Raw genomic sequence first — 14,559 nt, 5'->3', positions numbered from 1 at the left:
GCTCAGCAGGCCCGCGTGCACACACCTCGCGCCGTTTCCGTGACTCCTCCTACACTCACCGTCACACGACGCGCCGACGTGAGGGGGGCCGAAGGGTGCTGGACGGAACGGCCGGGCAGGGGGACGCCGCAGCGGGGCCGACGCTGGAAAGACTGCTGTCGGTCATGGGGGCCGGTGCGCTGGAGCCGTGCGTGGCTCCACGTGGCCCGGGGGGCGTGGTCGAGGGGATCACGGTGCTGGACCCGCTGGAGCCGGGGCTGCCGCGGGGGCAGGTGTTGCTGGCAGTGGGCATCGATCCGCAGTCGGCCGCGGCCGTCGACATCGTGCGCGGTGCCGCCGGCTCGGGAGCGGCCGCGGTGGTCTTCGGGCCGGACAGGTCGGGGCGGCCCCCGGACGCGCTGCGGACGGCCGCCGAGGACTCCGGTACGGCGGTGCTCCTCCGGACGGCGTGGTGCGGCTGGACCGAGTTGGTCGGCGCGCTGCGGGCCGGTCTGGTCCTGTCCGGAGTCCCCGCCGATCCGGCTGTGGCGGCCGTGACGCCGGGCGACCTGAACGGACTGGCCGACGCGGTGGCGGTCCTGGTCGGCGGCGCGGTGACGATCGAGGACGTGGAGTCCCGGGTCCTGGCGTACTCGTCCACGAAGGAGGACGTGGACGAGTTGCGCCGACTGACGATCCTCGGCCGCCGGGTGCCGGAGTGGCGTGTGGCCGCCATGCGGGAGGCCGGGTTCTTCCGGGCGTTGTGGGGCTCGGGGGACGTCATCCACCGCCCGGCACACGGGGAGAATCCCGAACGTCTGGTGGTGGCCGTCCGGGCGGGCGGAGAGATCCTGGGATCGATCTGGGTGGCGGCCGCGGGCGGCGACCTCCCGCCACACGCCTCCGACACACTGCGGTCGGCGGCGCGGGTGGCCGCCGCGCATCTGCTGCACCACCGGTCGCACCGCACGCACGCCCGGCTGGTCGAGGACGCGGCCCGTGCGCTGCTCGACGGACGGGGATCCGCCGGCGTACTGGCCGAACGCACCGGGATTCCGGCACACGGGCACTGCGCCGTCCTGGCGGTATGCCCCGGAGCCTCCCGCAAGGGGGAGGAAACCGGAAGGCTGTGCGCCCTGCTGGCGGTGTACTGCGGCGCGAACGACCTCACGCCGGTGGTGGTGCCGGTGGGCCGGGGAGCCCTGGTCCTGGTGGGCGGACTGCATGAGGACGTGCGGCGGGCCGTCGAACAGGTCGCACGTCTGGGGAGGTCACTGGTCCGGCAGGTGGCCGACGCGTTCGGGCCGGAGGCGAGGATCGGTCTGGGCACGGTGGTCGAGGCCCTGGCGGACCTGCCCGGGTCCCGCCGGTCGGCGGACCTGGCACTGAGAGCCCTGCTCTCGACGGGAGAGCACCGCACCATCGCCTTCGCGAGCGAGGTGGCCGAGACGATCGCCCTGAACCAGATGCTGGACACGCTGCCGGGGCCGGCTCCGGCCCCGGAGACACCGGTGGCACGCCTGGTGGCGTTCGACGCCGGACACGGCGGCGGCACCATGGTGCAGACCCTGCGGGCGTACCTCGACCACTTCGGTCACGTGCCGGACACCGCCCGGGCGCTGGGTGTGCACGCGAACAGCCTGCGGCACCGGATCAGCCGGCTCACCGAGGTGTCCGGGCTCGACCTCCGCAGTCCGGACGCCCGGCTCCTCGCCCACCTGCAACTGCGCCTTCTCGAGCGCGGCGGCCCAAAGGAGTGAGCCTTCGGGCACCGCCGGAGAAATGGGCCTTCGGACACCGCCACGAAGAAAGGGCCGCTTCTCCGTGCCCGAGCACGACGGCGGCCGTGCCGCGTCCGCGGTTTCGCCCCGTGGTGAGAACCGCGCGGCGGAACACCGGGACTCCCGACGAAGACACCCGCACCGCTTTGACGGGAGTCTGGTGGTCCGCCCCACGGCAGCCGTGGGGGAGACCTCGGCTCAGGGAGGGTGCACGATGAGCGGTTCCGACAAGGCCGACCGGCGTGAGCGGATTCTGCGGGCAGCCGTACGGCAGGGACTCCTGGAACCCGAGACGGCCGTACTGGCCGGGTTCGTCGACCTCGACGGCGTCGACGAGACCGTCACGTCCCTGCGGAGCGCGTTCCCCGACTCCCTCCGGGTCCTGCACGCGTTCGCGGCCAAGGCGAACTGCCTGGTTCCCGTGCTCGAGGAACTGCGCCTGAACGGCATGGGCTGCGAGGTCGCCAGTGCCGGCGAACTCGCCCAGGCGCTGGAGGCGGGCTTCGAACCCGCACACATCGTGTTCGACTCCCCCGCCAAGACGCGGGCCGAACTGGCCCGGGCACTGAGCCTGGGGATCGCGGTGAACGCGGACAGCTTCCAGGAACTCTCGCGGCTGGACGAGATCCTGGCGACCCGCCGTTCCGACTCGCGCATCGGCGTGCGCGTCAACCCCCAGGTCGGCGCCGGTTCGATCACCGCCATGAGCACGGCCACCGCGACCTCGAAGTTCGGTATCCCCCTGGAGGACGAGAACAACCGGCGACGACTGCTCCGGACGTACCGGGACCGTCCCTGGCTCACCCGGGTGCACACGCACGTCGGCTCGCAGGGCTGTCCCCTGGACCTGATCGCCCGAGGCGTCGCGAAGGCGGTGGAGTTCGCCGAGGAGGTCAACGCCCACCTCGGCCGCCGGCAGGTCACCGGCATCGACATCGGGGGAGGACTGCCGGTCAATTTCGACAGCGACGAGACGACGCCCGGCTTCGACACCTACGTGGACCACCTGCGCGAGCACGCACCTGCCCTCTTCTCGGGCGAGTACGAGATCATCACCGAGTTCGGCCGTTCCGTGCTGGCCAAGAACGGGTTCACCGCCGCGTACGTCGAGTACACCAAGACCGTCGGCGGACGTCCCATCGCGATCACCCACGCCGGCGCCCAGGTGGCCACCCGGACGGTGTTCGCCCCCGACGCATGGCCCCTGCGGATCGAGGCCCACGATGCCCGCGGCCGGGCCAAGCACGGGCGGCCCGTGGCGCAGGACATCGCCGGCCCGTGCTGCTTCGCAGGTGACCTGCTGGCACGCGACCGCGCGCTGCCCCTCCTCGACGTCGGCGACCTCGTCGTCGTCCCGGACACCGGCGCCTACTACTTCTCCACGCCCTTCCACTACAACAGCCTGCCCGAACCCGCCGTGCACGGAGCCCGCGTCGACGCCGACGGCCGGGTCACCTTCCGGCAGCTCCGCCCCGCACAGGCCGTCCACCCGGCCCCGGCCCTTGCCGGACGGTGACACTCGCTCTCCCGCGTGACCCCACCGGAACGCCGATCGCAGCCACTCGAGCCGGCGTGACCCGGGCGAGCACGCCCGGCTGCCCGGAGAGAACCACAACGCCAGGAAAGGACGGTGCAACCGCCATGAAAGTACGGTGCGCCCGGTCAGGGTGTCCCACGGGGAAAGCGGGCCCCCCCGGCCGACGGGGGGCCATCGGACGACGGCTGTCCGCCACGGGCGTGCGCTGCGGCCGAGTGACGTGTGATGTCGCGCGGTGGATCTCACGGCGCCGGCGCATCGCGGCCGACCAGTTCCTCCGGGGCGCGTGCTACGGGGCGGGCACGGCCGTGGTGGGTCTGCTGGCGGTGTGGGCGCGGACCCGCTGACGACGAGGAAGCCCCGGACCGTCGGTCCGGGGCTTCCTCCGTTTCCGGTGGAGCGGGTGACGAGAACCGAACCCGCGCTCCCGGCTCGGGAGGCTGCGGGCATCTGCGGCGGACTCGAGGCCGGGTGAGACGGAAAGCGGGACGGGCGCGGCGGTCGTTGCCGGTACGGCCTGATGCTGGGCCGCACTCGGCTGTTCGGCCGACGAAACGAGACGCCGTGCCGGGCGTCGCGAGCGTCGAAGGCCTTCGACCTGTGACCATGGGGCGTTCATTGAAGGTGATCGACGAGGAGCTCCAGGCCGCGGGGCCGACGTGTCGCCACCGCGGGGTGCTCGTGCGAACGCGCTGTGGGTGATGTGGTGGACTGGTTGACCTCGCTGCCGCCGGTGGTGCTGGTGGTGGGCGGGCTCCTGCTCGCCTTGCTGGTCGCGGCCGTGGCGCGGATCGGCGTCCGGATGCTCGTACCGGTCGAGGAACGGGACCGGGTGCCGCAGATCGTCACACCCCTGATGCCGACACTCGGCGCTGCCTTCGCGATCTTCGCGGCACTCTCCCTGGCCAGCGAGGCCGGCTACCTGCGCGCGGCGGAGGGGCTGGTGAGCGACGAGGCGGCCGCGGCCTCCCGCCTGGCATGGGCGTCGACAAGTCCGCGAGTCCGGTCGGAGCCGATCCATGCGGCGCTGCTGGACTACCTGCAGACCACGCGTGCCATGGAATGGAAGAGTCCAGCGGCGGCGTCCGGTGACGACCCGGCCACCGCTCGCGCGGTCGCGGGGCTGGAGCGGAGCGTGCGCGCCGAGGCGGCCCGGCCCGAGGTGGGCAGCACGACGGGTACGGAGCTGGTGGTTTCCCTGGACGAGGTCACCAACAGCCGTCGCGCCCGCATCGCGGCCGCCTCGCGCGAGGTTCCCACGCTCTACGTCGTCACGCTCGTGGTCAGTGGACTGGCCCTGATCGTGAACTCCGGCGCACTGGTCTTCCGCAGCAGTCTGCGAACGTCACTGCTCGTCGCGGGTGTGGCGAGTGTGGTCGGGCTGAGCCTGGCGTTGCTCTTCGCACTCAGCGCGCCCTGGAGCGGACCGCTGGTCGTCAGTGGGCATCCACTCGACTCCGTCATCGGGGATCTGAGGTCAGGCTTCTTCCACAGCGGGCCGTAGGCGGCGGGCGCGATCAGTACGCCGACCATTGATCACCGGCCCGGCCGACCGGTGGCTGTACTGTGCCGCCCATGCGGAGGGGCGCTGTCAGGGACCAGGGGGCACGTGAACACCGGTATGGTCGGGCCGCTTGTCTCGCCGTGAACACTGTTCCGAACTGTCAACAGCTGGGAAGAGAATGACCGTCACCAAGTTTCTGAGACCCGCTCTCGCCGCCGCGTTCCTGGCCTCGGTCACCGCCTGCGGCGCCTCGTCCGCGCCGGACGTTCCGGTGACCACCCCGACCGGCTCGGGGGCCGCCGAGACGCGCAGTCCGGCGAACCCGAGGCCGGTCACCGCCGGCATGCCCGACCTCGTCGGCGGCAACGCCGGGCGTGCGCAAGAGCAGATGGGCTCCAAGATCGACATGGTCTTCGAGGACGCGAGCGGACAGGGCCGTCCGGTGGACGACCCGGCTGCGTGGAAGATCTGCAACTCCCAGCCGGGCCCGAACCAGCAGATCACCGATTACCCGGTGGTCCTCGGCGTGATGAAGGTTTCGGAGAGCTGCCAGGACACGGTGCCGGAGTGATGTGCCCGAGGACTTCGGCATCCTGACGCGGTCTGCATCGACCCACAGCCCACCGACCCCGCACGCACGCCACGATGGGCCCGTGGTCGGGAACAGTGCCCCGTCCCGATGCCGGCCGATCCCCGCCGGAGGCATCGTCTTTGACCGTGGCCGTGCGGTGCGCGTGCTCGACTCATGGCCTACCGCCCTTTCCGCACGCCGACGGCCGCAGGCCCGACGCCCGGTCGTCCGCTGGTCGACCGGAGCAAGGGTGCCGACGACCATCACTTGAAGGAGCTGAGACCGGGTTCGTCCGGGAGCGGTGAGAGCCGGATCCTCCCCGCTTTCGACCCGGTGCGCATCGCCATCGCCTCCGACGAGGCGTTCACCGGCTGGAGCAAGACCTTCACCGGCCCACGGCTCCGCGCGGCGATCGTGGACCGGCTCACCTTCGAGGCCACCCTCGTCGAGACCGGCGCCGAGTCCTACCGCTTCCACCCGCCGGTCACCCCGGCTCCCGTCCCGTCCGCCGTCGACCCACACACCGTGGAGCGGGCGTGGTCCACGCTGTCAGATGGAGCGCGCCACTGCACGAACGACCTGGACGCCAGGTGCCGGACGGTGTCCCGCTGGGCGGTGCGGGGGATTTCCGCGGTCCCTGCGCTGCGGGGCCGGAGACGGGTGCCTTGCGGAAAACCGTGAGCAGTCGGCGGGTATGTGTCACGTGAGTGCTCAAACGAGCGGTGTCAGGACAGTGGTGGCCGAAGTGCTCACGGTTTTGGGGTGGTGTGTCCTCCCCGGGGTGTGGGCGAGTGTCCGGGCATCGCCCATGTCGAGACCGCCGTGCCCCGCCGGGCGGTCGCGGAAAACGTCCGCACGAGCAACGGACCGCCTTCGGCAGGGCCTGATGTACCGTCACTCGATCTCCCGCCCGCCGAGCAGCACGACCGGCCCCGACCCGCGACGCCACCTCCAGATTCCTTGCACCACCCGGAGGGGCACCATCGCATGGAGCGGGTGACGAGCATCGAAATCGCGCTCTCAGCTCGGGAAGCTGCGATCACCTGTGGCCGGTTCGGTCCGTTGACCGAGAAGGCCGTCACCGATTTCCAGAGCAGCGAGAAGCTTGCCGTCGACGGCTCGGTCGGGCCCCGGACCTGGGCCGCCCTGGTCTGATCGACGGCGCGCCGGTGGGCGCCCGCGATCCACGAACGGCCCGGCGGAACCCCCCCGTCCGCCGGGCCGCGCAGTGGCTCAGCTCCCGAGCCGCACCGGCAGCGTCGAGGAACTGTTCGAGAACAGGGACGGCACCGGCACGAGGTCGTCCGGGTCGACGGCCAACGACAGATCCGGATACCGCTCGAACACCGCGGGGAGGGCAAGTGCCGCCTCCAGACGTGCCAGTGGTGCGCCGAGGCAGAAGTGCGGACCGTTGCTGAAGGCCAGGTGCCTGCGCTGCTCCCGGGTGATGTCGAAGCGGTCGGCGTCCTCGCCGTGCTGGGCGGCATCACGTCCGACAGCGCTGAACGGAGCCATGATGGCCTCGCCCTTCGGGATGCGTACTCCGGCGATCTCGACATCCTCCAGCGGATAGCGGAACGGGAAGTTGCCGATCGGAGCGTCCCAGCGCAGCGTCTCCTCCACCACGTTCGCCCAGGTTTCCGAGTCCCCCCGTACGGCGAGCTCCCGCTGGTCGGGATGGGTCAGCAGCGCGCGGACCGCGTTGGTGATCAGGCTCAGCGTGGTTTCCTGCCCTGCCGAGAGCATGAGCAGCAGCGTGCCGACCAGCTCCTCCTCGCTCAGCGCGTCCGGGTCGGCGGCACGGGCCGCGATCAGCGCGCTGGTGAGGTCGTCGCCCGGCTCCTGCCTACGGCCCTCGACCACCCGCGCCAGCAGCTCGTACTGCTCGATCTGGCTCGCCTGGACCTCCTCGGGCAGCAGATCGGAGCGGAAGATGTTGTCCATCAGCTCCTGCAGACGAGGACGCTCGTCGGCCGGCACCCCGAACAGTTCGCAGATGACCTGCATGGGCACGGGGTGCGCGAAGTGCCGGCGGAGGTCGACGCTGCCGTCGGCCGCGGCGTGCGACGGCAGGTCGTCCAGCAACTGCCCCACGATCTGCTGGATACGGGGACGCAGCTCCTGCACCCGGCGCGGGGTGAACGTCTGGGTGACGAGTTTGCGCAGGCGGCGGTGCTCCTGGCCGTCCGAGGTCACCATGTTGGTGACCTTCACCATGCCGATGAGCGGCCAGCCGTCCGCTATCTCACCCCGGATGATGGCGTTCCAGTTGCGCCAGTCCTTGCTGAAACGAGCATCGGTGACCATGTCGTTCAGCAGGGCGTGGTCGGTCACCGACCAGGCCATCACCTCCCCGGGCAGCCGGACCCGCACCACGGGGCCCAGCTCGCGGAGCCTGGCGGCCTCGCCGTGATGGTCCTTTCCGTGCGGATCCAGAGTGATGACGGGTACGTGCCCCTCGGCGGAGGAGTTCGTGGGCGACGTCATGCTGGGCTGCTCCTTGTATTGAGGGTACTGAGGTTCTTGAGGGTCTTGAGGACCCGCCGCCGTGCGGGGGTCTTCTCGGATGTGAGGGCTCGAGGATTCACAGCCCCGTGCCGGTCGGCACGCGGGTCGATATGCGGGCCGCGGAGAACGCCGTGGGCAGTGCCACCGGCACCCTGGTCCAGGGAGAGGGGCGCCAGGCCAGCTCGTCCGCGGAAACGGCGAGTCTCATGTCCGGCAGCAGATGCAGAGCGGTCTGCACCGCGGTACGGGTGATCAGCCGTGCGGGCACCTGTGCGGGACACATGTGCGGGCCCGCGGAGAAGGCCAGATGAGAGCGGTTGCCCCACCCGTCGTCCGGACCGTCCTGCCGGACCTCCGGATCGTCGTTCGCGGCGGCGAGCCCGAGGATGAGGCAGTCGCCGCGGCGGATGAGCCGGCCTCCCAGCTCGGTGTCGTGGAGCGCGTACCGGGCGGGCATGTTGTTCATGGGCGGATCGCGCCACAGCGCCTCGTCGAGGGCGTCGTCCACGCCGAGCTGTCCGCCGTGCAGCCGGGCGGCGAACCGCGGATCCGTGAGCATGAGGCGGAGCGTGTGGGATATCCACGCCGTGACCGTCTCGTTGCCCGCGGAGATCATCACGACGATCGACTGCAGCCGCTCCGCCTCATTGCGCAGATTCGGGTGGTTGATGAAGACCGTCGTCATGTCGTCGGCCGGATTCCGCCGACGCTCGCGCACCGTGTCGAGAAGGATCTGCTCGAAGGTGCGGTTACCCGCCTGGGAGTCGTCCGCGCTGCCGAACAGGGCGATGAGCGCGTCGAGCAGTTCGCGGCCCTCCACACTGTCCAGGCCGAACAGCGAGGCGAGGGAGAGCATCGGGACGATCGTGGCGTACTCGTTGACCAGATCGGCGCTGCCGCGTTCGGAGAACGCCGCGATCAGATCCGTGCACAGCGCCTCCACCTCACGACGTACCCTGCGCTGGTCCATCCGCGCGATGCCGTCGTCGAGAGGCTTGCGCAGGCGCCGGTGCTCGGGGCCGTCGGCCCCGATGACGTTGGCACGCCAGCCCATCATCGGCAGGAGCCCCGAATGCGGCGGGACGATCCCCTCGCTGAGATCGCGCCAGTTGCGGGCGTCGCGGGAGTACAACTGCTCCTGCCGGGTGATGGTCAGCATCTCCCGGTACCCCATCACCAGCCAGGCGGGCACACCCGGCTCCAGCTCGACCTTCGCGACGCTGCCCCACTTCTCGCGGAGGTCGCGGTACACCGCACGCGGATCGGAGGACCCGACCACGGCGGCGAGCGGAACCGGACCGGTGCCGTGGTGTGCGTGCGCCGGGCACCCCGGCGGCGGCAGCATGCTCACGAGGCGGCTCCCGCGGCCCCCGCCGCACTCATGCCCGACACGTGTTGCACCAGGGTGATCAGGGCATCGGCCGATGAGGTCCGGTCGCGGGCGTCGCAGGTCACGATGGGTGTCTCCGGGAGCAGATCGAGCGCGCCGCGCAGCTCCTCGTCGGAGTACAGCTCGCTGTCCGGGAACTGATTGACCGCCACCGCGAACGGCAGTCCCCGGATCTCCAGTTGCTCCAGGACGTCGAAGCTGTCCTCCAGTCTGCGGGTGTCGATCAGCACGAGCACCCCCAGCGCACCCTCGGCCAGCCCCTCCCACAGATCCCAGAACCGCCGCTGCCCCGGGGTTCCGAACAGATACATGACCAGCCGGGAGCTGAGCGTGACACGGCCGAAGTCCATGGCGACGGTGGTGGTCGTCTTGCCTTCCAGACCGGCCAGTTCGTCGACGCCCACACTCGCTTCCGTCATGACCTCCTCCGTGCGCAGCGGTTCGATCTCGCTGACGGACCCGACGAACGTCGTCTTGCCCACGCCGAACGCGCCCACGACGAGGATCTTGACGGCCTGCTGCACCGTGTCGGGCAAGTAACGGTCAGCGGAGCCGACGGAGACCATCCAGTACCTCCTGTAGCAGTTGCTTGTCGGGCTGTGCGGCCCGTGGAACACCGGAGCGCGCGGACAGGTGTCCGCTGTCGACGAGGTCGGACGCCAGCACCTTCACCAGACTGACGGGCAGCTGGAGATGGGCGGCGGCCTCCACCAGCGACAGGAGTCGCTCGCACATCCGCACGAGGGCGATCTCCTCCCTGGTGGCGGAGAGGGGGAGGGCCCTGGGAGGGTCGACCGCGATCAGGAGCGTTTCGACGCCGATGGTGTTGCGGGAGGGCCGGGAGCGTCCCTTGGTGATCACGTACGGGCGTAATGCGTTGTTCGTGAAGCCCGCTCCCGACCCGCTCACGCGGAGCCCTGGCGCGGCGGGCTGCTGAGGTTGTGCGCGCCGATCTTCATCACCTGCGCCTGCATCTGCCGCGCGACGAGCTTGGGGTCGACCACCGGTCCCGTCACCACGGCGAGATGCGCGCCGCTGGCACTGCGCATGAACAGGAAACCGCCGTTGAACTCCACCATCTGCTGGTGCACGGTGCCGCCGTCCTCACCGAACTCCCGCCCGAGACCACGGCCGAGCGACTGAAGGCCCGAACAGCTCGCCGACAGCCGATCGGCCAAGTCACGGTCCACCCCCTCCGAGTTGGCCAGCAGCAGACCGTCGGAACTGAAGACGATCGCCAGCCGTACGCCGGGCACCGCGGTGACCTCGGAGATCATCCAGCCGCGCTGCTCGGGGTTTTCCACGTAATTCATGCTCACATCTGTCCTTCTGAGGAATCGGATTCGGGATCGGGGGAGGGGTTGTACGGGGGGTCGTACGAGGTGGGGTCCGGAGGCACGGCTCCGGACGGCGGGGGCGCGGATCCAATCGAGGGGGACGTGGTCCGGCCGCCCTCGAAGAACTGCTCCATCCAGTCGCCCGCGTCCTCCGGCGAACCCGGCGGAGTGACGGCGGTCGGCGCCTCCTCCACCGCGGGGACGTACCCGTCACGCCGCGACCGGCGCTGGGGCAGCCGGCGGTGACGGGCGCCCGGAGCACGCATGGCGGGCGGGGGCGGCTCGGCCGGGGCGGGCTCGGCGGCGGGCTCCGGGGCCTGTGCGGGAACGGCGTGGTCGGAGGCGGCGGCCGGCGGGGACTCGGGGAAGGGCGCGGTGGCCGGCGGCGTCGGCGCCGGTGGAGCAGGGGGCTGTGCGGGGAGCACGCGCCCGCCGGGCGCCCCGGCGGGTTCGAGAGCCTTCAGTAGTTCGAGGGGCACCAGGATCACCGCACGGACGCCACCGTACGGTGACGGACCGAGGTCGACGCCGAAGCCGTGACGGTGCGCGAAGCGGCCGACCACCGCGAAACCGGTCTGCGGGATCTCTCCGACGTCTCCGACGCCCAGGAGGCGGCGGCCCGAGACGATCTCGCGCGCCTCGGTCAGCCGGTACTCGTCCAGGCCCAGGCCGCCGTCGTCCACCTCGATGACCGCGCCGCGCTGCACCGTGCGCACGGTGACCGACACGCTGGTCCTCGGCGGTGAGTACTCGGTCGCGTTGGCGAGCAGTTCCGCGACGAGGTGGATCAGGGGTTCGACCACCGACGCGGTGACGCCGACATCGGGATCGCCGGTCACCTCGACACGCTGGAACGAGACGATCCGGCCCGAAGCGGCGCGCACCACGTCGACCAGCGCCAGCGGCTTCTGCCACTGCTGGCCGGGCCACTCCCCGCACAGCACCTTGAGACTCTGGGCGTGCCTGGCCTGCTGCGTCGCCGCGTGGTCCACCTGCATCGTGGCCTCGAGCAGGCCCGAGTCGCCGGGGTGACGCTCCGCCACACCCGTGATCGTGGCCTGGATCCGGTGCGCCGAGGTCTGAACCCGGCTCGCCAGCTCCACCAGCGCGATGCGCTGCGACTCCTCACGGTCGTCGAGCGCCTCGGACACATCCGAGAGCAGCTTGTCGAACCACTTGGAGAGCTCCACCACCAGCGGCTCCTCGCTCTTCGGGGACGAGGGGACCTCGTTCCTGGCGAGAGCGGCGGGAAGCCGCTTCGCCACGAGGAACTCCGCTTCCTGGAGGGCCGCACCGGATTGCTCGCGCACATACGTGTGCCAGTGGGCATCGCGGCGCGCGGCCTCCGCCTCCCGCTCACGTGCCTCGGTGTGCAGGCGTGCCGCCTCCGCCACGCTTGCCCGGTGCTGCCCGCTCAGGCGGACGAGGCAGCCGAGGGCCAGAAGGGAAACGGCCGCATGGGCCACGGCCGCAGCCACGCCGACGCGGGCGACGGGCACCACGGCCGCCGAGAACGCGAGGAACGTGAACACGAGAGCCACTGCCCAAAGGGCTCTGCCCCCTCGGGGTTCGAGAGTGGACGCGGAGGAACGAGCCATGGAAAACCTTTGGGTCGGCGGTGGGTCGGTGTCCGGTGGACGCGAGGCGTAGGACGTCAAGAGCTGTGCGATGGAGGAAGGACCGGGGGAGCGGCGGTACGGGGGCGTGAAGCCCCGGACGCACCGTCGGCATGGCCCGGGTCGGTCATCGTCTTCATGGAGGAACCACTTCTGCACAGAGGTTGTTTGAAGATCGTATCTTCGATTCACCGCAACGGAAGAGTGACGTTCCGTGAACTTTCTTTGCCTACTTTCCACTTGGGTACGCCGACCCGCGGGTCACCGGGTGCGGGACCCCTGTCGGGCGGGCGGGCAAGGGAACGGGTGCGGTGAAGGGCGACCGTCCGACGGCTCGTCAGGAGCCGCTGTATCTCCGCTTCCTGTTTATTGACGGGTCGTCAGATGCGGTTGCCGCCGTGGTCGGCCCGACCGCCCTCACGGCCGCGCCCGCACTCGTCCGGGAGGGCCCGCCGGTCGAGGTGCCGGACTCCGCGTCCAAGGAGGGCGCGACCGACCAGCCGACCGCGGTCGTCCGTGACATCACCGTCACCGCTGTTGCGCCGCGGGTTTCCACGGGTGTCACCCGCGACGACGACGGACCCGTCGCAACCCGGGCTGTGGCCTTTCCGTCTTGCTTCGACGGGCGGCTCTTCGTGGAGGGGAAGCGGTTCCGGCCGGAAGGGAACAAGCGAAACTTGCCCTGACATGACCAACGTCTGACAAAGAAGCCAGAAGTGAGACACATGCCACCGCAGGACTTTTCGCGAATAAACCAGAGAACCGCGCTCTCCGCGATGCGTCGACCACGGGCGAGACTCTGGGCCGTGGCGGGTGTCGCGGCCCTCGGACTCCTCATCCTGCTGGAGTTCACCGCGCGCCGCCACGGCCTGCCGGGGCCGATCGCCGGCCAGGTGCGAGAGCTGGTGTTCGCACCCAAGTCGGGCGGCCTGCTGTACGCCGCCATGGCGTTGATGACGGTGGTCCTCACCTGGCGGCAACGGTTCATCGCGATGGGTGCGGCGATCGGCATCGACATCGCCTTCTGGCTGGTCCGGTGGGCGGTGGACGCCGGGACGACCGGCGGTCACCCCTTCGGCAACGGCGCGTTGTGGGTGATCCTGGGCCACGCGGTCGTCGCGGTCACTCGCCGCACCGGCCGGGAACGCGTCCTGCTGCTGAAGGGCGTCGGGCTGGGCCTGCTGCTGGTGGCCGGCCGCAAGACCGGCGACACCTGGCTGCTCATCACCTCGAAGACCCGCCCGATGGTGCTCGACCAGTACGTGGCGACAGCCGATCGCGCGCTGGGCGATCCGTCGTGGCTGGTGGGCCGGGTCGTCACCGCCACCGGCCCCATCGGCTTCAACGTCCTCGACATCGTCTACGGTCAGCTCGCGGTGGCCGCGGTCGTCGTCGCGCTGTACCAACTGCGCGGCGTGGCGGTCGAGCGCCGCTTCCCGGGCCATCACCTGGTGCGCACCTTTCTGGTGATCGGACTCCTCGGGCCGGCCTTCTACATGGTCTTCCCGGTGGTAGGACCGCTCTTCGCCTACGGCACCGGCACCGACTACTGGGCGGCGGTCAGCCTGTGGGCGCCGGACATTCCGTCCAGCGAGCACTGGGCGGTGGCCGACCTGTGGCCGCGGACGCCGCCGCCGATCAACACCCCGCACCCCATGCCGTTCGACGGGATCACCCCGCGGAACTGCATGCCCAGCCTGCACACGGCGTGGGCTGCCGCGCTCTTCATCCACACCCGGAAGGGCCCACGCGTCCTGCGGTACGCGGGAACGTTCTGGCTGATCGCCACGCTCACCGCGACGCTGGGCTTCGGCTACCACTACGGCGTGGACCTCATCGCCGGCGTGGTGTTCGTGCTCACGGTCGAGGCGGCTCTGCGGTCGTTCGACCGCGGCTGGGACCGATCGGGGATCCGGCTGGTCGCTCACGGAGCGGCGGTCTTCGCCGCGCTGCTGGTGTCCTACCGCTTCCTGCCGTCGCAGATGGCCGAGCATCCGTGGGTGTCCGGACCCCTGCTCGTGCTGGCGATGACCTCCGTGGTCCACGGCTACGTACGGACCACCGCGGCGTGGGAACCGGGGACCGCACCAGCGCGACGACCGCAACCGCAACCGGAACCGATCTGAACCGTGTCGCACCGGGTCGCCGGCTGCGGGTGGTCGCGGGCTTCGGAGAAACGGAGTACACCGTCGCCTGAGCCGGCCGCCGCTCCTGACGCCCGGCACGGGGAGCTCTCCGGCGCCCTCCAGAACCGTGGGAGCACCCGCGCGGGTAGGGAAAGCCCTCGGCGACGCACAAGGCCCAGGCCGCCGGCCTGAGGTTTCGCTCCGGAGCGG

The 14,559-nt window shown here is 70.8% G+C and carries 13 protein-coding genes and 1 pseudogene; 8 read left to right on the top strand and 6 right to left on the bottom strand.

Features of this window, described 5'->3' with window-relative positions; genetic code table 11:
• The first annotated feature begins 95 nt into the window (after positions 1–95).
• From AC6F7H_RS12455 to AC6F7H_RS12430, 6 genes and pseudogenes are all read left to right on the top strand, one after another.
• Positions 96–1,739, top strand: a complete 1,644-nt coding sequence (locus AC6F7H_RS12455; RefSeq protein WP_500757071.1) for a PucR family transcriptional regulator — start codon at positions 96–98, stop codon at positions 1,737–1,739.
• 235 nt (positions 1,740–1,974) lie between these two features.
• A complete protein-coding gene (locus AC6F7H_RS12450; protein WP_500757069.1) occupies positions 1,975–3,276 on the top strand; it encodes a type III PLP-dependent enzyme domain-containing protein in 1,302 nt (433 codons plus the stop codon).
• Positions 3,277–4,003: 727 nt separating this feature from the next.
• The gene (locus tag AC6F7H_RS12445) at positions 4,004–4,801 is read left to right on the top strand and encodes a bestrophin-like domain (RefSeq protein ID WP_500757068.1); all 798 of its coding nucleotides are present in this window, start codon (positions 4,004–4,006) and stop codon (positions 4,799–4,801) included.
• Positions 4,802–4,979: 178 nt separating this feature from the next.
• Entirely contained in the window at positions 4,980–5,372 is a 393-nt protein-coding gene (locus tag AC6F7H_RS12440) for a hypothetical protein (protein ID WP_500757067.1), read from the top strand.
• A 339-nt stretch (positions 5,373–5,711) separates the two neighbouring features.
• A pseudogene (locus AC6F7H_RS12435) lies at positions 5,712–5,843 on the top strand (ATP-binding protein); the annotation flags it as partial.
• A gap of 516 nt (positions 5,844–6,359) precedes the next feature.
• Positions 6,360–6,527 carry a peptidoglycan-binding domain-containing protein gene (locus tag AC6F7H_RS12430; RefSeq protein ID WP_500757066.1) on the top strand — a complete coding sequence of 56 codons (168 nt, stop codon included), beginning with the start codon at positions 6,360–6,362 and terminating at the stop codon, positions 6,525–6,527.
• Positions 6,528–6,605: 78 nt separating this feature from the next.
• On the opposite strand, the gene AC6F7H_RS12425 is transcribed toward AC6F7H_RS12430, so the two are convergent.
• The 6 genes from AC6F7H_RS12425 to AC6F7H_RS12400 form a co-directional block, all read right to left on the bottom strand.
• Positions 6,606–7,859: a cytochrome P450 family protein gene (locus AC6F7H_RS12425; RefSeq protein WP_500757064.1), complete on the bottom strand. Its 1,254-nt coding sequence runs from the start codon at positions 7,857–7,859 to the stop codon at positions 6,606–6,608.
• 97 nt (positions 7,860–7,956) lie between these two features.
• On the bottom strand, positions 7,957–9,231 hold the full coding sequence (locus AC6F7H_RS12420) for a cytochrome P450 (protein ID WP_500757063.1): 1,275 nt from the start codon (positions 9,229–9,231) through the stop codon (positions 7,957–7,959).
• Positions 9,228–9,836 (bottom strand): GTP-binding protein, encoded by a 609-nt coding sequence (locus AC6F7H_RS12415; protein WP_500757062.1) that lies wholly within the window; start codon positions 9,834–9,836, stop codon positions 9,228–9,230. The genes AC6F7H_RS12420 and AC6F7H_RS12415 overlap by 4 nt, the downstream gene beginning before the upstream one ends.
• On the bottom strand, positions 9,814–10,179 hold the full coding sequence (locus AC6F7H_RS12410; RefSeq protein ID WP_500757060.1) for a DUF742 domain-containing protein: 366 nt from the start codon (positions 10,177–10,179) through the stop codon (positions 9,814–9,816). Before AC6F7H_RS12410 ends, AC6F7H_RS12415 begins: the two co-directional genes overlap by 23 nt.
• Entirely contained in the window at positions 10,176–10,583 is a 408-nt protein-coding gene (locus tag AC6F7H_RS12405; RefSeq protein ID WP_500757059.1) for a roadblock/LC7 domain-containing protein, read from the bottom strand. Before AC6F7H_RS12405 ends, AC6F7H_RS12410 begins: the two co-directional genes overlap by 4 nt.
• A 2-nt stretch (positions 10,584–10,585) precedes the next feature.
• Positions 10,586–12,148 (bottom strand): ATP-binding protein, encoded by a 1,563-nt coding sequence (locus AC6F7H_RS12400; protein ID WP_500757058.1) that lies wholly within the window; start codon positions 12,146–12,148, stop codon positions 10,586–10,588.
• A 386-nt stretch (positions 12,149–12,534) separates the two neighbouring features.
• On the opposite strand from AC6F7H_RS12400, the gene AC6F7H_RS12395 reads away from it, so the two are divergent.
• On the top strand, positions 12,535–12,909 hold the full coding sequence (locus AC6F7H_RS12395; protein ID WP_500757057.1) for a hypothetical protein: 375 nt from the start codon (positions 12,535–12,537) through the stop codon (positions 12,907–12,909).
• Between the two features lie 90 nt (positions 12,910–12,999).
• Positions 13,000–14,349: a DUF5933 domain-containing protein gene (locus AC6F7H_RS12390; protein ID WP_500757055.1), complete on the top strand. Its 1,350-nt coding sequence runs from the start codon at positions 13,000–13,002 to the stop codon at positions 14,347–14,349.
• Positions 14,350–14,559: the final 210 nt, after the last annotated feature.

The organism is Streptomyces sp. MMS24-W38 (assembly GCF_059889265.1).
This window is presented reverse-complemented; position numbering and strand designations above follow the sequence as displayed.